Here is a 16,752-nt window from a genome sequence, read left to right as displayed (position 1 = left end):
TACAAAATTTTTAAATTGAAGAAAGAAATTAAAACGTTAAAGAATAAAGTTTAATTCATAAAAAAGCCTTCCAGTTTGGAAGGCTTTTTTAAACTATCTTACTAGTTTTTTATACTTAATTCGTTTTGGCATTAAATCGCCACCAAGACGTTTTTTCTTATTTTCTTCATAATCACTAAATCCACCTTCAAAGAAGTAAACTTGGCTATCACCTTCAAAAGCTAAAATATGCGTACAAATACGGTCTAAAAACCATCTGTCGTGAGATATAACAACCGCACAACCTGCAAAGTTTTCTAAACCTTCTTCTAATGCACGAAGTGTATTTACATCAAGGTCGTTTGTTGGCTCATCCAGAAGTAATACGTTACCTTCTTCTTTTAGCGTCATTGCTAAATGAAGTCTGTTACGTTCTCCACCAGAAAGTAAGTTCACCTTTTTGTTTTGCTCGCTACCAGAAAAATTGAATCGACTTAAGTACGCACGAGAATTAACTTCTCTTCCTCCCATCATGACTAATTCCTGCTCGTCACTAAAGTTTTGCCAAATTGTTTTTTCAGGATCTATATTAGAATGGCTTTGGTCTACGTAAGCAATCTTTGCTGTTTCACCAACTTTAAATTCTCCTTTATCAGGTGTTTCTTCACCCATAATCATTCTAAAAATTGTGGTTTTACCAGCTCCGTTAGGACCAATAACACCAACAATACCTGCTTGTGGTAAATTAAAGTTTAAGTCTTCGTATAATAATTTATCTCCGTAAGCTTTACTTACTCCGCTAGCTTCAATAACGTTTGTTCCTAAACGTGGTCCGTTAGGAATATAGATTTCAAGTTTTTCGTCTAATTGTTTTTGATCTTGACTCATTAACTTGTCATAATTCTTCAAACGTGCTTTTTGCTTTGTTTGTCTTCCTTTAGCACCTTGTCTAACCCATTCTAACTCTCGTTCTAATGTTTTTTGACGCTTAGAAGCTGCTTTACCTTCTTGAGCCATTCGTTTAGATTTTTGATCTAACCAAGACGAATAGTTTCCTTTCCACGGGATACCTTCTCCTCTATCTAATTCTAAAATCCAACCAGCAATGTTATCTAAGAAATAACGGTCGTGCGTTACTGCAATTACAGTTCCTTTATATTGTGCTAAGTGATGCTCTAACCAATGTACAGATTCTGCATCCAAGTGGTTAGTTGGCTCATCTAACAATAACACGTCTGGTTCTTTTAATAATAATCTACAAAGTGCCACACGACGTCTTTCTCCACCAGATAAAACACCTATTTTTTTATCGCCTTCAGGAGTACGTAGTGCATCCATAGCGATTTCTAATTTAGTATCTAATTCCCAAGCATTAGAAGCATCGATTTGATCTTGAAGTTCGGCTTGACGATTCATTAGCTTTTCCATTTTATCTGGATCACTATAGACTTCTTCTAAACCAAACATATCGTTAATTTTGTTGTATTCATCAAGAATTGCAACTGTTTCTGCAGCACCTTCTTTAACAACTTCTAATACTGTTTTTTCTTCGTCTAATTGTGGTTCTTGTTCTAAATAACCAACTGAATATCCTGGAGAAAAAACAACATCACCTTGATAGTTTTTATCTACACCTGCTATGATTTTTAACAAGGTAGATTTACCAGAACCGTTAAGTCCAAGAATACCAATTTTTGCTCCGTAAAAGAAGCTTAAATATATATTTTTAAGTACTGGTGTATTAGCGCTTTGAAACGTTTTGGTAACACCAGACATTGAGAATATTACTTTTTTATCGTCTGACATATTTTATATCTTATTTTTTATTATTTATTACAATTATACGCGACCTTTAAGTGCGTTAAATACCCATGCGATTGCAAAAAAACCAATTCCTACAGAAGCAAATCCCCAACCAGCAACATCATCATACCTAAAAGCACCAAGTGCTATTAGCGCTAATCCTACTATTATCATTATTGTTGTTGCCCATGCTAAGACTGTATTTTTATTCATTGCCATTTTAAATCCTTTTATAGTTTAGTAAAAACAAATATCGTTTATTTTGTAAAAAAAGCAGATAATTTAAGTGCTTTTTTACAATTCTAACACACAAATTTAATTACAAGAGTTACCAATTTGTCTATTATAAATTAATTAAAGTGATTCTCTTTTTTTCTTTATTTATTAATTTTTTAGGGGTTATTTTAGAGAGTTTTCAATTAACATATTATTATAAAAATTAAGGATTCTAAAGTTAATTGTACAAATTACATTTGTAACTTGTTTTATCCTTAAACTACCTCTTTATATGAATAAAGCCTTACTGTCTTTAGCAATTGGCGGATTTGGAATTGGACTTACTGAATTTGTTATTATGGGAATTCTACCAGATGTAGCAACTGCTTTTAATGTAAGTATTCCTATTGCAGGTCATTTTATATCTGCTTATGCATTAGGTGTTGTTGTTGGTGCTCCAACTATAACAGCTTTTGGAAGCAAATTTCCGTCAAACAAAATGCTTTTGGGTTTAATGGTTTGGTTTACGGTGTTTAACACCTTATCTGCTTTTGCAACTGGATATAATTCATTCATTATATTACGTTTTTTATCTGGTTTACCACATGGTGCTTTTTTTGGTATTGGTGCTGTTGTTGCTGGTAAATTATCTAAACCTGGTAAAGAAGCACAAGGTATAGCTATTATGTTTTGTGGACTAACCTTTGCTAACCTTTTAGGTGTACCACTAGGTACTTATTTAGGAAAAAACTTTTCTTGGAGTGTATCTTTCTTACTTGTTGGTTTAGTTGGTATTATGGCTGTACTAGGTGTTAAATTTTGGATGCCATTTTTAAAGAATTCTTCTGATAAAAGCTTTTTGGAAGAATTTAAAATCTTTAAACGTACAGAACTTTGGTTAATCGTTCTTTTAACAACTATTGGAACTGGCGGTTTTTTTGCTTGGTATAGTTATATAGCTCCGTTAATCACAGAAGTGGCTCATCACACTGAGGATATTGTTACCTATGCAATGATATTGGCAGGTTTAGGTATGGTTATAGGTAATTTTGTTGGTGCTAAATTAGCTGAAAAATTCTCGTCGCTTTATGCTGTAACTATTGTATTAATTATGATGGCTATTTGTTTAATCATCAATACATATGCGGCACATGATAAAATAATGGTTTTAGTAATGACTTTTATTATCGGTGTTGTAGCTTTTTCAATTTCAACACCTATACAATTATTGATAATAAAAGCATCAAAAGGCTCTGAAACCTTAGGCTCTTCTTTAAATCAAAGTGCATTTAATATTGGTAATGCATCTGGTGCGTATTTTGCAGGACTACCAATTGCAATGGGTTACGGTTATACCTCTGCAGATTGGGTTGGAGCTGCTATGGCTGGTACAGGAATTCTTCTTGCGGGAATCATTATTCTAATTAGAAAACATAAATAAAAAAAGCACTCTTTTTAGAGTGCTTTTTTTATAAATTATACTTTAAAAATGTATTAGCTCATCGGTACTTCTATGAACAGAAGCTGAGTGTCTTCCTTAGTCTTTAAGGAAAAATCTTTTGTATCATAAATACCTATTGCGTCTCTTGATTCTAATTGATTATTTTCTACTGAAAAACTTCCAGAAATAGTCATAATATAAACACCATGATTTTCACTTATAAGATTGTAGGTAAAAGATTCATCTTTTGATAAATCAATTCTTGACAACTTAGCATTTTGATGAATTTTTAAACCTTCATCATTATTATCTATAGAAGAAACTAAGGTTTGTAATTTACCTTGCCTATCTTCTGCATTAAAATGTTTTTGATCGTAACGTGGGTTTACATTTTTTTTATCAGGAAATATCCAAATTTGAAATAAATTTAAATACTCGTCTGTTTTGGCGTTCATTTCAGAATGTTGAACGCCACTTCCAGCGCTCATTACTTGTACTTCACCTGTTTCAACCATTTCCCACTTATTTCCCATAGAATCTTTATGCTTTAAAGTTCCTTTTAAAGGAATGGTAATAATTTCCATATTATCATGTGGATGTGTACTAAATCCCATACTAGGAGCTATAATGTCGTCATTTAAGACTCTTAAAGCTCCAAATTGAACTTTTTCTGGGTTAAAAAAATTAGCAAAACTAAAACTATGATTAGCTTGTAACCATCCGTGGTTTGCATATCCACGATCTTCTGCTTTGTGTACAATTGTTTTCATTTTTTTCTTTTCTTTTAGCAATATTTTCCCAATATTAATTCCTCATTTTATCTAATAAGTCACTAAGTTGGTTAGCTTCTTCTTCGTTTAAATTTTTTAATAAATTTAATTGTGGACTTTGCGGATCTATTTTTTCTAATAATTCTAATCCTTGTTTAGTAATACCAATCAAAACAACACGTCTATCACCTTCAAAAGGGATGCGTTCTATTAAATTTTTATCACATAATTTATCGGTAAGTCGTGTTAAGTTAGGCGCACGTTCTACCATACGTTCTTTAATAGTTTGTACCTTAATTGGCTGTTTAGCGCCTCTTAAAATTCTTAAAATATTATATTGTTGTGGAGACAATCCAAACTGTTTAAAAAATTCATTTTGATGACTAGAAATCCAATTTGCAGTATATAGAATATTAAGCATAGCCTTAACTCTATTATCTTTAAAAGATGAATTTATAGCTTCTGAAAAACTTGACATATTATTATTTATTTAAAACTGATGTTAATTTATCTACCGCCTGCTTTAATTCTTCATTTAATGCATCATCAATAATTTTTTCATCTTTAAAATTATCATTGAAAGATGGTAAATTAAATGTTGAAACAATCTCTGCCGAATGTCTTGGAAACCTTTCTTCACCCATACTAAAAGACGAAATTGCAGCTCTTGCTCCTGGTGAAGTACTCATTAAAAGTAAAGGTTTGTTAAAAAAGAAATTTAACTCTATTCTAGATAACCAATCCATTAAACTCTTAAAAACTGCTGTGTAAGCGTTATTATGCTCTGCAAGAGAAATTATAAAAGCATCTGCAGTCTTTAACTTTTCTAAAAACAACTTCGCATTTTCAGGAAAACCTGACTCCTTTTCAATATTTACACTATATGTTGGTAATGGATAGTCATTAAGGTCTAAAATTTCAACCTCAAAACCATTAGTTAATTTAGAAGCATATGTTACTAATTGCTTATTAATAGATGTTTTACTATCACTTCCTGCAAAAGCTATTATTTTTTTCATTGTAAATATCTTTTTGTTTGTTAATACAAAATTAGGAAATATAAATTTATATTCCAAGGAATATATTTACAACGGTAACATTTTATGAATTAATTAACGTATTACATTTTTTGTATTAAAAAGCATTTACTTTTTGTAAATTCGTGAAAAAATGACATTCTATGGATTTAAACTTCAATAAAAACGAAGATCACAATAAATTATTAGTCTCAGAACTAAAGAAAAAATTAGCTAAAGTAAAGCTTGGTGGCGGAGAAAAGCGTATTGCTAAACATCATGAAAAAGGCAAACTTACAGCAAGAGAACGTATTGATTATCTTTTAGATAACAAAAGAAAATCTATTGAAATTGGTGCATTTGCAGGAGAAGACATGTATAAAGAACATGGTGGTTGTCCTTCTGGTGGCGTTGTTGTAAAAATAGGTTACATATGTGGTAAACAATGTATCGTTGTTGCTAACGATGCTACAGTTAAAGCTGGTGCATGGTTCCCGATTACAGGAAAGAAAAACTTGCGCGCGCAAGAAATTGCTATAGAAAACCGATTACCAATTATCTACCTTGTAGATTCTGCTGGTGTTTATTTACCAATGCAAGACGAAATTTTCCCAGATAAAGAACATTTTGGTCGCATCTTTAGAAACAACGCGGTAATGAGTAGTATGGGAATTACACAAATTGCTGCTGTTATGGGAAGTTGTGTTGCTGGTGGCGCTTACTTACCTATTATGAGTGATGAAGCTTTAATTGTAGACAAAACCGGAAGTATATTTCTTGCTGGTAGTTATTTAGTAAAAGCTGCAATTGGAGAAAGTATAGATAACGAAACTCTTGGCGGTGCAACTACGCATTGCGAAATTAGTGGCGTTACAGACTATAAAGCTGCAGACGATAAAGATGCTTTAGATAAAATTAAGCGAATTGTAGATAAAATTGGCGATTATGATAAAGCTGGTTATAATCGTATAGAAGCTAAAAAACCTAAAGATAATCCAGAAGATATTTATGGGATTTTACCAAGATCTCGCGCCGATCAATATGATATGAAAGAAATTATCAAACGCTTAGTAGATAATTCTGAATTTGATGAATATAAAGAAGGTTACGGACAAACCATTATCACTGCTTACGCGCGTATTGATGGTTGGGCTGTAGGTATTGTAGCCAACCAACGTACATTGGTAAAAACTAAAGGCTCTAAAACCAAACCAACCGAAATGCAATTTGGTGGAGTAATCTATAATGATAGCGCAGATAAAGCAACCAGATTTATTGCTAATTGTAACCAGAAAAAAATCCCATTAGTGTTTTTACAAGATGTTACCGGTTTTATGGTTGGTAGCAAAAGTGAACACTCTGGAATTATTAAAGATGGTGCCAAAATGGTTAATGCAGTTAGTAATTCTGTTGTTCCAAAATTTACAATTGTAGTTGGTAATAGTTATGGTGCTGGTAACTACGCAATGTGTGGTAAAGCTTATGATCCTACTTTAATCGCTGCTTGGCCAAGTGCAGAGTTAGCAGTTATGAGTGGTAATAGCGCTGCAAAAGTTTTATTACAAATAGAAACTGCTTCTTTAAAGAAAAAAGGTGAAGACATTACTAAAGAAAAAGAAGAAGAATTATTTAATAAAATAAAAGCGAGATACGACAATCAAGTATCACCTTATTACGCTGCAGCACGTATTTGGACAGATGCAGTTATAGATCCGTTAGATACAAGAACATGGATAAGTATGGGTATAGAAGCAGCTAACCACTCGCCTATCGAAAAACCTTTTAATATGGGTGTTTTACAAGTTTAATTAATGAAAAAACGCCCCATTTTATCTGCTTTAGGAGTATTGTTTATAGCTTTTTGTTTGTATCAAGTTTATGTGTTTTACTTTGCTACAAACGATAACATTCAATCCATATATTTAGTACCAAAAGATGCGGTTTATGTTATCGAAACCGATCAACCTGTAGATAATTGGGCTACCATTAGTGAAAGTGAAATTTGGCAACATCTAAACACTAACGACTATTTTAATACGCTTGCTAAAAATCTAAATAAACTCGATTCTATTTTTAAAGAAAAAGAATCGGTTTTTAATCGTATTGGTAACAGAGATGTTTTAGTTTCTGCTCACGTGTATGCGCCAAAAAAATATGGCTTTTTTTATGTAGTCGACCTACAAAAACTATCTCGGTTAAATGTATTAAAGTCGCATTTAAATACTGTTGTAAACAACAATTACAAAGTGAGTAAACGAGATTATAAAACTCATGAAATCACTGAAGTTTACGATAACAAAACACACGAAACGCTATACATAAGTTTTATTAAAAATCAAATGATTGCGTCCTACGTGCACACGTTAGTAGAAGCCTCTATTGATCAATTTTTAGAACCAGAAATTGGTAGGAATCTTAATTTTTTAGAGGTTAAAAAAGAAGTCGACGGTGATGATATGTTTCGTCTATATTTTCAATATGATTATTTAGATGAATTTGTCAAAGTATTCTCCAATAAACCCAACACACTAACCACATCAATTAGTAAAAGTTTAGCGTTTAGTGGCTTTAGTTTCGACTTAAATAAAAATATCATTACCGCAAATGGAATTACAAATGTTAATCCAAATGCTGGTATCTACCTTAAAGCCTTACAAAAATCAGGTAAAGGTGGACGCAGCATTACCGGAATAGCGCCAAAACAAACCGCATTGTACCTTAGCTTTGGTTTTAGTCGTTTTTCTGAATTTTATCAGAATTTTGAAGCGCTTCAAAAAGAAAACCCAAAACAATTTAAATCTTATACCGAAGGTATAGAGCAAGTCGAAAGTTTCCTTAAAATAAACATTAAAAGACACTTTATAAATTGGGTTGATGATGAAGTGGCTTTACTTCAATTACATTCGTCGGTTTCGCAATCTAAACAAGATGTCGCTTTAGTTTTAAAAGCAAAACATAAAGATGATGCTAAAGAAAATTTGGGTTTTGTTTTAGAACAAATTAGAAAACGAAGTCCTGTAAAATTCAAAGAAATAAACTACAAAGGTTACGCTATTAATTTCATGCAAATTAAAGGCTTTTTTAAGCTATTTTTAGGCGGATTATTTGAAGATATTGAAAAGCCTTACTTCACTATAATTGATGATTATGTGGTGTTTAGCAATCATCCAAACACGCTTAAAAGTATTATAAACACTTACATTGACAAAGAAACGCTTACTAATTTTGAAGCTTTTATAGATTTTGAAGATAGATTTGAAAATAGATCAAGTGTTTTTGCCTACATTAACACGCCAAGTTTATATAATTCGGCTTACCAATTTGTAGATAATGACACCAAAAAACAACTAAAAGCTAACAAAGATTACTTTATTTGTTTTCCTCAAATTGGATTACAATTAACACCAGAAAACAAGTTTTTTAGCAGTAAAATTGTTATACAATACGATGATTTAGAATCTGTTAAAAACAATTTCACCTTTAAAGAAGAAAAGCAATATACTTCATCTTATTCTATAGAAATTACCAAAGAAAATTTAGATAAAAACACAGTATTTAATGTTGCCGAATTATATCCAACAGACTTAACTGCAAAAACATTCACCAAAAACTACGCTAACGGAAAACCACATATTATAGTCGAACTTAAAGACGGTTTAAAACACGGTAAATACCAAGAATTTTATCCAAATGGTATTTTAAAAATTAGCGGTAAATACCGAAAAGACAAACAAGTCGGACTTTGGAGAGCTTACAATCTAAACGAAGATTTGGTCTACAAAGATAGGTTGTAAACGGCTATAGTTTAAAATGTGTTCTTAAATACGCGTAAGCATCTTCTATAGTATCAAAAATATGTGCTTCAGATATTAAATCTGGTACAATATCTATAGATATTAATTTGTCTTTTGGTTGTTCTTGTACAGCTGTTAAAAGTACTTGTATACCACGTTGTTCTAATTCTAACACTGCATTTTCTAAAGCATATAAACCAGATTGATCAATGTATGGTACACGATCTAATCTAATAATTAACGCCTTTACTTGCTCAGGAATGTTTGCGATTTCATCTTGAAAATGAGAGGTAAATCCAAAAAATAACGGTCCATAAAGGTGTTTAATGTATACTTTGTCCTTATGCGCTTCGTAAAATTCTTTTTCGTCTTGCCAAGGTTTTTCACCATCAAAACCAGCCAAAGTACCAACTTCCATACCTTTTTCACCAATATCACTAGCGCGTTTCATAAATAATAAAGAGGCTAATAACAATCCAATTCCTACTGCTTGTATTAAACTACCAAATGTGGTAATTAATAAAACAATTATTAAAACTACAGCATCTGCTCTTGGTACAACTAGTAAATGTTTTAAGCCTTTAACATCAATAATTTTAAACGCAATTGGAATTAATAATCCAGCTAAAACCGATAACGGAATAAATGCTGCTAACTTACCTAAACCTAATAAAACCGCTAATAAAAACAAACCGTGTGTTGCGCCAGATAATCTTGTACGTCCGCCAGAATTTATGTTTATCACTGTTCCTTTGGTTGCGCCAGCACCAGGAATACCACCAAAAATTGCAGCAATTGAGTTACCAATTCCTTGACCAATTAATTCGCGGTTACTATTGTGTTTTGTTTTGGTCATATTATCTGCAATAACTGAAGTTAATAACGAATCTATCGAGCCTAAAACAGCTAAAACCAAAGCGTATTCTAACACTAAAGCATAAGCACTAGCATCTATTGAAAATAATCCAGAAACTTGTAAACTTGGTAAACCTGAAGGAATTTCGCCAATAATTGGTACGTCCCATTTTAACAAAAATGATAATACAGATGAAAAAATTAAAGCAACCAAAGCACTAGGAATCGCTTTTGTTATATACGGAAAAACAAAATAAACAATAATTGTTATGACACCTAACACTAAAGCTTGCCAATTAAAATCAGAAAACAATCTAGGTAAATCCTGCATGACTAACCATGTAGATTTAGCCGAACTTAAACCTACAAATGGGAACAACTGAAGGATAATTATTATTAATCCTACGCCACTCATAAATCCAGAAACTACAGGATATGGAAAGTATTTAACGTAACCTGCAATATTTAAAAATCCAAAAACAATCTGAAAAATTCCACCTAATAAAAACGTAAGAATTATGATTGGCATTGCAGCTTCCAAACTACCGGTAATTTCTATGGAAGCAGCAACTAATGCTGCAGAAACAACCGTCATTGGACCAGTTGGTCCACTTGCTTGTGTTGCTGTACCACCAAAAATAGCAGCAAAAACACCAACCGCTATTGCGCCATAAAGTCCTGCAATTGCACCTAAACCAGATTGTACACCAAATGCTAATGCTAAAGGTAAAGCAACTACACCAGCTACTAATCCGCCAGTTAAATCTCCTTTTAAGTTTTTAAAATCGTAAAATTTAGAACTCATAGATTGTATTTTAAGTTAGACCGTAAAAATAAATGATTAAAAATTAAAAATACAATCTAGTTCTAAATTCATTAACAATTAATTAAAATGTTTGTGTTTTTGCGAGTCTAATAAATTCTGCACGATAACCGTTTTTATCTTCTCCTCTTCCCTTTTCTGCTAATTGTATCACTAAATCTTGAGATGCGTTATTATAAAACTGAGATTGTCTTAATTGCATACCAAATAAAGCAACTGCGCTAGCAAAATTCATGTTTTCGGAAGCTTCTGTTGTTTCATCTTTTTGAACATGAACCATTTCTATGCTCGTATCTTCGTCTGGTTTTTTGTATCTGAATTTTACTGTAAACAACTCATCAGAATAATTGTTATTTGCTTTTTTGTCTGTGTATTTTAAATCTATTTCATCTTTAATAAATTCGCTTTTTACACCAACAGGAATCACTTCATAAAGTGCTGTTACGGTATGTCCTGCACCTAATTCGCCAGCATCTTTAGTATCATCAATAAAATCTTCGTCTGCTAATAATCTATTTTCGTAACCAATTAATCGGTAGGCTTGTACTTTATTTGGATTAAATTCTACTTGTAATTTTACATCTTTTGCAATGGTAAATAACGTTCCGCCAAATTCACTTTCAAAAATACGTCTAGCTTCTTGCATTGTATCTATGTAAGCGTGATTACCGTTACCTTTATCGGCTAAAGTTTCTAATTTAGAATCTTTGTAATTTCCATAACCAAAACCTAAAACCGAAAGAAATACGCCAGATTTACGTTTTTCAGTAATTAAATCTTCCATATCTTGATCTGAAGATGCGCCAACATTGAAATCACCATCGGTTGCTAAAATCACTCTGTTATTGCCTTTTTTATTAAAGTTTTCTTGTGCTAATTTGTATGCTAATTGTATACCTGCGCCACCAGCTGTAGAACCGCCGGATTCTAAATTATCTAAAGCCTCAATAATTTTATCTTTATGTTTACCAGATGTTGGTTTTAAAACAACTCCTGCTGCTCCAGCATAAACCACGATAGATACTTTGTCTTTTTCTCTAAGCTGATTTACTAATAATTTAAATGCTTGTTTTAATAATCCTAGCTTATTTGGACTTCCCATAGAACCAGATACATCAATTAAAAATGTAAGATTGGCTGCTGGTAAATTTTCATTTTCATAAATTTTACCTTGTAATCCAATTTTAACCAATTTTGTGTCTTGATTCCATGGTGTTTTTGCGACTTCTGTATGGATAGAAAATGGATGCTCGTCTTTTGGTTGCGGATAATTATAATTGAAATAATTAACCATTTCTTCAATTTTCACAGCATTTGCTGGTACAAATTGACCGTTATTAATTAAGCGTCTTACATTGCTATAACCTGCTTTATCTACATCTATTGAAAATGTTGATAATGGCGAAGCACTTACAGTTTTAAACTTGTTCTCGTGAATTTTTGTGTAAGATTCGTTTTCAATACTTTCTATATCTGGTAGTACATAATTGCTATTTTTAGTTTTTACAAAAACCACTCCGTATTTTCCCTTGTCTCCATAAAGTGCTTGTCCAACAAAATTTTTAGCAACTTTAACTTCTGATACTTTTCTTGCTTTAATAGTATTTAAATCGTCTTTGCTAGAAATTTTTCCGTCAATTATGTATAAAGGTTCGTTATCATTAATTGAATTATAGCCTCTAATTCTAATATTAGCTGTATTACCAGGTTGTCCAGAAGAATTTATTACAGCTACACCTGCCACTTGTCCCGTTAAAGCTTGAGTGACATTAGAAGATTCTTGCTGTTTGTTACTAACTAATTGACTAGCATTTTTTATTCTTTCTTTTTTTACACGATGTCTAGTTGTACCATAACCAACTACGATAACTTCGTCTAAATTATTATCTGGTACCATACTAACATTTATTGTATTAGAAGATCCTACTGTAACTTCTTTTGTATTGTAACCAACGTAACTAAATACTAATAAATCTCCAAGTTGTGCTTTTATAGTGTATTTTCCGTCAAAATCGGTTTGAATGCCATTTGATGTTCCTTTAACTAAAACGGTTGCAGATGGTAATGGTAACCCATTCTCATCAGAGACAACACCGCTTATTACTTTTTCTTGTGCTTGTATTTGTACTATTGTAAAAAGTACTAAAATTGATTTTAAAAATAGTTTCATAATTGATGGTTTTATTTTTTAATAACTTCGATTAATTCTGGTAGTAATGAAATAGCTGTTAAAAGCACGATACTATTATCCTTAGTTTTTGCTCCGTTTGCTTTTAAGGTTTCAACAATTTCTTCTGTTTCACTAGTTTCTACTTTAGCATCTGGATTTCTTACCATAACTAAAATATTATGAGATTCTGTGTTGAAATTTGAGTTTGCATGAGAATAAGCGTCTTCAATTCCATCATCATACTCTTCGATGATATTCTTTTTTACATCACTTAATGCATGAAGAATTTTTTTAAGTGATTTTGGTGATTGGTTGTCTAATAATAATCCGTTTTGACCAGAATAAACGACTATTGAAAGCTTATCTTCTTTACTTAATCTATTTGATAAAAATTTAAAGGCTTGCTTTAATATAATTTCATCTTCATCAGAAAAATTTGAAATTGTTGTTTCTAATAAAAAAGTAACTTGATAGTTTAATTGAGTTACTTCTTCTTCATAAACTTCGTCATCTTCGTTATTATTTTCTGATTGCAAAGGAAAATTGTCTGCTACAAATGAAATTAGATTATCAAGTTTTAAAGATTTAGTTGTGAGCGTTGTTTCTTGTGCATTAATGACCGTTAAAAACAGAAATAATACTAATGATAGAATTGTTTTCATAATCCTTGGTTTTAAAGTTTATAACTAAACTATAATCAAACCAATACTTATAAAACTACTATTGAGTAAAGTGTATTTTTTGTTGAGTGAAGTCTACTTTTGAAGTAGTTGTAATGTTTTACCTCTGTTTACTTTTCCTGAAGATGTTTCTATAAATTTATCTACAGTGTAGATATTTTTAGGCACTTCTAACTTAGATAAATCTTTTAAATCTGAAGATTTTAAGTTGAAATCTTTATCTTCTACAACAAGTATAACTTGCTCTCCAAACTTATCATTATTTTCTTTTGAAATAAAAAATCGTGAAGCTATTTGAGGCTGTAATTTGGCTTCAATTTGTTCTGGAAACAGTTTTACTCCACCAGAATTAATCACATTATCTTTACGTCCTAACCATTCAAAGCTAGTTGCAGAATGTAATTTTACAACATCGTTTGTTTCTATTGTTTCCTCTAAAATATTTGGTGCATCAATAACTAAACATTGCGATTTGTTTTGCGATATTTTGATATTTGGTAAGGTCTCAAAATAAGACGCTTCAACAGTATTATAATCCTTATCTGTATTGAAGTTATTTAGCTTTTTTACAGCAACGTGAGTAATGGTTTCGGTCATTCCATAAGTTTCATAAGCATTCACTTTTAAATTTTGAAGCTTTTCTTTTAATTGATAATTTACCGAAGCGCCACCAATTATTAACGTGTTAATATGATCTAATCTTTGTATTGCTTTTTGTACTTGAATAGGTATCATTGCACAAAAATCGTAGTGCACTTCGTTATCAAAAACTGGATTTGTTTTTGGTTCGATTACTTCAATTTCTAAACCTAAAATTAGTGCACGGACTAACATCATTTTTCCTGCTATATAATTTGCAGGAAGACACATTAAGGCTGTATTACCTGGTTCTAACCCAAAATAATCTCCTGTAGCTATTGCAGAATTTACCATAGCTTGTTTACTTAAACTAATGGTTTTTGGCTGACCTGTAGATCCTGAAGTTTTTACATCGATAAACTCGCTATCATCTTGCCAATGATTTAAAAAGTCTCCTATTTGCTTTTCAAAATCTAAGCCTTCTTTAATAAAACTATAAGCGACTTCTTTTAAATCTTCAAAATTGTAATGTGTACCGTTTAACTTAAAACGATTATGAATGTTTTTATACGTTGGTGTCATTGCCAATATCTGTAGTTATATCTAATTCTGGAGCTTCAACTTTACCAAATAATCTATCATTCCAGTTATTCCATTTATACATTTTAGAAAAAATAAATAATAGAATTGGGAACACTATAAACACCGGAACAAAGATTTCTCCTAAAGCCATTTCACCAGGTTCTGAAATGTCTTTTAAAATAGAATCTGTTTGTAAAGCTGTCCAATCTGCAGTTACCAGTAATGCTGTAAACAAGTTATTTGCTGCGTGAAAACCAAGTGCAAGCTCCATACCTTCGTCCATTAAAGTTATGATTCCTAAGAAAAAACCCGTACCTATATAATATACCATAATAACATAACCTAGTTTTTCTACTTCTGGATTTGCAATGTGCATGACGCCGAAAATTACTGAAGTAATTACAAGTGGTAACCATCTATTTCTTGCAATAACACCAATACCTTGCATCAAATAACCTCTAAATAAATATTCTTCAAAACTGGTTTGAAATGGTAGCAACACGATACCGATAACTGCTAAAACTAAGAATTTTTGTAAATCGAAATTCCACACGTAATCTTCTGGTGTTAATTGATAGTCTAAAACCACCATAGCAGATGATATAATTCCCCAAAAGAAAAACGAAAAGAATACACGCTTCCAATCTACTTTTGCTCTAGCTGTTGTTAATGAAGTAAAGGATTGATTATGAATAAATTTAACAACTAAAAATAAACTTATAAGACCAATTAAAAACGAGATTAACATTAATACCAAAAAGCTATTTTGACCTAAAAGATCTACCAACCCTGCTATATCTGTTGGCGTATTATTTAAATTGCCTCCTTGTTTAACGACTGCTAATACTAAAGCAATCATTAAAGGTATAGCGCCAACAAACTGCCAAGCAACTAATATTATTAATAATCCAACAATATAACGCCATACATCATGCTTAGCGTAAAAAGCTTGTTTTATATAATCCATAGGTTAAAAATTAAAGTCCCAATTTAAATTTGTATTGTATTGCAATGTACCATTTTTTACTGTTAATGGTGAAGAAATATTGTTGGTAAATAAGCTACCTGTCCCTAAACCTTGTGGCATTGTGACACCTTTTAAATACGTGTATTGTGCAATACCGTTAAGTCCAACGTTACTTTCTAAAGCACTAGTAATCCACCAACCAATATTTTGTTTTTCGGCAAGACTAATCCAAGTATCACTGCCTTTAAAACCACCTATAAAACTTGGTTTTAAGATGATATATTGTGGATTGATAGTGCTTAATAATTCTTGCTTATTTTCTTCATTAAAAACACCTATTAATTCTTCATCTAAAGCTATCGCCAAAGGCGTTTTTTCACAAAGTTTTGCCATTTGATCCCATTGGTTTGGTTTTATTGGCTGCTCAATAGAATGCAATTTATAGTCAGATAGGCGTTTAAGTTTTTCTAAAGCAGAATCAATACTAAAAGCGCCATTAGCATCTACTCTTATTTCTATATCGCTTTCGCTGAAATTTTGCCTAATTCCTTTTAAAATATCAAGTTCTGTTTGAAAATCTATAGCGCCAATTTTCAACTTTATACAATCAAAACCATCTGCTATTTTTTGTTTGATTTGTTGATTCATAAAGGACTTATCTCCCATCCAAATTAATCCGTTGATCGGAATAGAGTCATTACCTTTTGAAAAATTAGATGGAAACAAGATAAAAGGGTCTTTAGCTTCTAAGCTTTTAAAAGCCATTTCTAATCCAATTTGAATGCTAGGAAATTCTTCGTTTTCAGAATAAAGAACATCTAAACCTTTTTCAATATTATTGCAAGTGTATTGTAATTGTGCTTCGTAATCTGGTCTATCGTCTGCACTTAAGCCTCTTAAAATTCCACATTCTCCAATACCTTTTTTACCATGATTTTCTATAATTATAAACCAAGTTTCTTTGGTTTTTAAAATACCTCTAGATGTACTACTAGGCACTTTAAAATTTAAAATATGTTTTTTGTAGGTTGCTTTCATAAAGTTAGTTTCAAAAATAGGTAATTATTTTTGTATTTT

Annotated in this window: 14 protein-coding genes; 3 read left to right on the top strand and 11 right to left on the bottom strand. The window is 31.5% G+C overall.

Features of this window, described 5'->3' with window-relative positions; genetic code table 11:
* Positions 1–93: 93 nt before the first annotated feature.
* Positions 94–1,785, bottom strand: a complete 1,692-nt coding sequence (gene ettA, locus FHS04_RS01575; RefSeq protein ID WP_106678003.1) for an energy-dependent translational throttle protein EttA — start codon at positions 1,783–1,785, stop codon at positions 94–96.
* Between the two features lie 33 nt (positions 1,786–1,818).
* Positions 1,819–2,001, bottom strand: coding sequence for a CAL67264 family membrane protein (locus tag FHS04_RS01570; RefSeq protein ID WP_027878875.1), 183 nt, complete (start codon positions 1,999–2,001; stop codon positions 1,819–1,821).
* Between the two features lie 289 nt (positions 2,002–2,290).
* Between FHS04_RS01570 and FHS04_RS01565 the strand changes: the two genes are divergently transcribed.
* Positions 2,291–3,439: an MFS transporter gene (locus tag FHS04_RS01565; RefSeq protein WP_106678005.1), complete on the top strand. Its 1,149-nt coding sequence runs from the start codon at positions 2,291–2,293 to the stop codon at positions 3,437–3,439.
* Between the two features lie 53 nt (positions 3,440–3,492).
* Here the strand turns inward: FHS04_RS01565 and FHS04_RS01560 are convergent, their stop codons facing one another.
* From FHS04_RS01560 to FHS04_RS01550, 3 genes are read right to left on the bottom strand one after another with little or no spacing between them, the layout of a single operon-like run.
* Positions 3,493–4,209, bottom strand: coding sequence for a pirin family protein (locus FHS04_RS01560; RefSeq protein WP_106678007.1), 717 nt, complete (start codon positions 4,207–4,209; stop codon positions 3,493–3,495).
* 34 nt (positions 4,210–4,243) lie between these two features.
* Entirely contained in the window at positions 4,244–4,687 is a 444-nt protein-coding gene (locus FHS04_RS01555) for a MarR family winged helix-turn-helix transcriptional regulator (protein WP_106678009.1), read from the bottom strand.
* A gap of 4 nt (positions 4,688–4,691) precedes the next feature.
* Positions 4,692–5,228, bottom strand: coding sequence for an NADPH-dependent FMN reductase (locus FHS04_RS01550; protein ID WP_106678011.1), 537 nt, complete (start codon positions 5,226–5,228; stop codon positions 4,692–4,694).
* A 161-nt stretch (positions 5,229–5,389) separates the two neighbouring features.
* Between FHS04_RS01550 and FHS04_RS01545 the strand changes: the two genes are divergently transcribed.
* Together FHS04_RS01545 and FHS04_RS01540 are read left to right on the top strand one after the other, a co-directional pair.
* A complete protein-coding gene (locus tag FHS04_RS01545) occupies positions 5,390–7,033 on the top strand; it encodes an acyl-CoA carboxylase subunit beta (protein WP_106678013.1) in 1,644 nt (547 codons plus the stop codon).
* A gap of 3 nt (positions 7,034–7,036) precedes the next feature.
* Positions 7,037–9,019 carry a DUF3352 domain-containing protein gene (locus tag FHS04_RS01540; RefSeq protein ID WP_106678015.1) on the top strand — a complete coding sequence of 661 codons (1,983 nt, stop codon included), beginning with the start codon at positions 7,037–7,039 and terminating at the stop codon, positions 9,017–9,019.
* Positions 9,020–9,023: 4 nt separating this feature from the next.
* Here the strand turns inward: FHS04_RS01540 and FHS04_RS01535 are convergent, their stop codons facing one another.
* The 6 genes from FHS04_RS01535 to FHS04_RS01510 form a co-directional block, all read right to left on the bottom strand.
* Positions 9,024–10,679, bottom strand: coding sequence for a SulP family inorganic anion transporter (locus FHS04_RS01535; protein WP_106678017.1), 1,656 nt, complete (start codon positions 10,677–10,679; stop codon positions 9,024–9,026).
* An 82-nt stretch (positions 10,680–10,761) separates the two neighbouring features.
* On the bottom strand, positions 10,762–12,867 hold the full coding sequence (locus FHS04_RS01530; protein WP_106678020.1) for a VWA domain-containing protein: 2,106 nt from the start codon (positions 12,865–12,867) through the stop codon (positions 10,762–10,764).
* An 11-nt stretch (positions 12,868–12,878) separates the two neighbouring features.
* Entirely contained in the window at positions 12,879–13,529 is a 651-nt protein-coding gene (locus FHS04_RS01525; protein WP_106678022.1) for a vWA domain-containing protein, read from the bottom strand.
* A gap of 93 nt (positions 13,530–13,622) precedes the next feature.
* A complete protein-coding gene (locus FHS04_RS01520; protein WP_106678024.1) occupies positions 13,623–14,708 on the bottom strand; it encodes an AMP-binding protein in 1,086 nt (361 codons plus the stop codon).
* Complete coding sequence (locus FHS04_RS01515; RefSeq protein ID WP_106678026.1) at positions 14,692–15,675, bottom strand: CPBP family intramembrane glutamic endopeptidase; 984 nt, start codon at positions 15,673–15,675, stop codon at positions 14,692–14,694. Before FHS04_RS01515 ends, FHS04_RS01520 begins: the two co-directional genes overlap by 17 nt.
* 3 nt (positions 15,676–15,678) lie before the next feature.
* Positions 15,679–16,713, bottom strand: coding sequence for an o-succinylbenzoate synthase (locus FHS04_RS01510; RefSeq protein WP_106678028.1), 1,035 nt, complete (start codon positions 16,711–16,713; stop codon positions 15,679–15,681).
* Positions 16,714–16,752: the final 39 nt, after the last annotated feature.

The sequence above is a fragment of the Mesoflavibacter zeaxanthinifaciens subsp. sabulilitoris genome (assembly GCF_014191595.1).
GTDB classification, from domain to species: domain Bacteria; phylum Bacteroidota; class Bacteroidia; order Flavobacteriales; family Flavobacteriaceae; genus Mesoflavibacter; species Mesoflavibacter zeaxanthinifaciens.
This window is presented reverse-complemented; position numbering and strand designations above follow the sequence as displayed.

What these genes read in the sequence shown, in the direction of transcription:
- FHS04_RS01510 (WP_106678028.1), bottom strand. Translation starts at nt 16,713, where the DNA reads ATGAAAGCAACCTACAAAAAACATATTTTAAATTTTAAAGTGCCTAGT.
- FHS04_RS01550 (WP_106678011.1), bottom strand. Translation starts at nt 5,228, where the DNA reads ATGAAAAAAATAATAGCTTTTGCAGGAAGTGATAGTAAAACATCTATT.
- FHS04_RS01565 (WP_106678005.1), top strand. Translation starts at nt 2,291, where the DNA reads ATGAATAAAGCCTTACTGTCTTTAGCAATTGGCGGATTTGGAATTGGA.
- FHS04_RS01530 (WP_106678020.1), bottom strand. Translation starts at nt 12,867, where the DNA reads ATGAAACTATTTTTAAAATCAATTTTAGTACTTTTTACAATAGTACAA.
- FHS04_RS01525 (WP_106678022.1), bottom strand. Translation starts at nt 13,529, where the DNA reads ATGAAAACAATTCTATCATTAGTATTATTTCTGTTTTTAACGGTCATT.
- FHS04_RS01520 (WP_106678024.1), bottom strand. Translation starts at nt 14,708, where the DNA reads ATGACACCAACGTATAAAAACATTCATAATCGTTTTAAGTTAAACGGT.
- FHS04_RS01540 (WP_106678015.1), top strand. Translation starts at nt 7,037, where the DNA reads ATGAAAAAACGCCCCATTTTATCTGCTTTAGGAGTATTGTTTATAGCT.
- FHS04_RS01560 (WP_106678007.1), bottom strand. Translation starts at nt 4,209, where the DNA reads ATGAAAACAATTGTACACAAAGCAGAAGATCGTGGATATGCAAACCAC.
- ettA (WP_106678003.1), bottom strand. Translation starts at nt 1,785, where the DNA reads ATGTCAGACGATAAAAAAGTAATATTCTCAATGTCTGGTGTTACCAAA.
- FHS04_RS01535 (WP_106678017.1), bottom strand. Translation starts at nt 10,679, where the DNA reads ATGAGTTCTAAATTTTACGATTTTAAAAACTTAAAAGGAGATTTAACT.
- FHS04_RS01515 (WP_106678026.1), bottom strand. Translation starts at nt 15,675, where the DNA reads ATGGATTATATAAAACAAGCTTTTTACGCTAAGCATGATGTATGGCGT.
- FHS04_RS01570 (WP_027878875.1), bottom strand. Translation starts at nt 2,001, where the DNA reads ATGGCAATGAATAAAAATACAGTCTTAGCATGGGCAACAACAATAATG.
- FHS04_RS01545 (WP_106678013.1), top strand. Translation starts at nt 5,390, where the DNA reads ATGGATTTAAACTTCAATAAAAACGAAGATCACAATAAATTATTAGTC.
- FHS04_RS01555 (WP_106678009.1), bottom strand. Translation starts at nt 4,687, where the DNA reads ATGTCAAGTTTTTCAGAAGCTATAAATTCATCTTTTAAAGATAATAGA.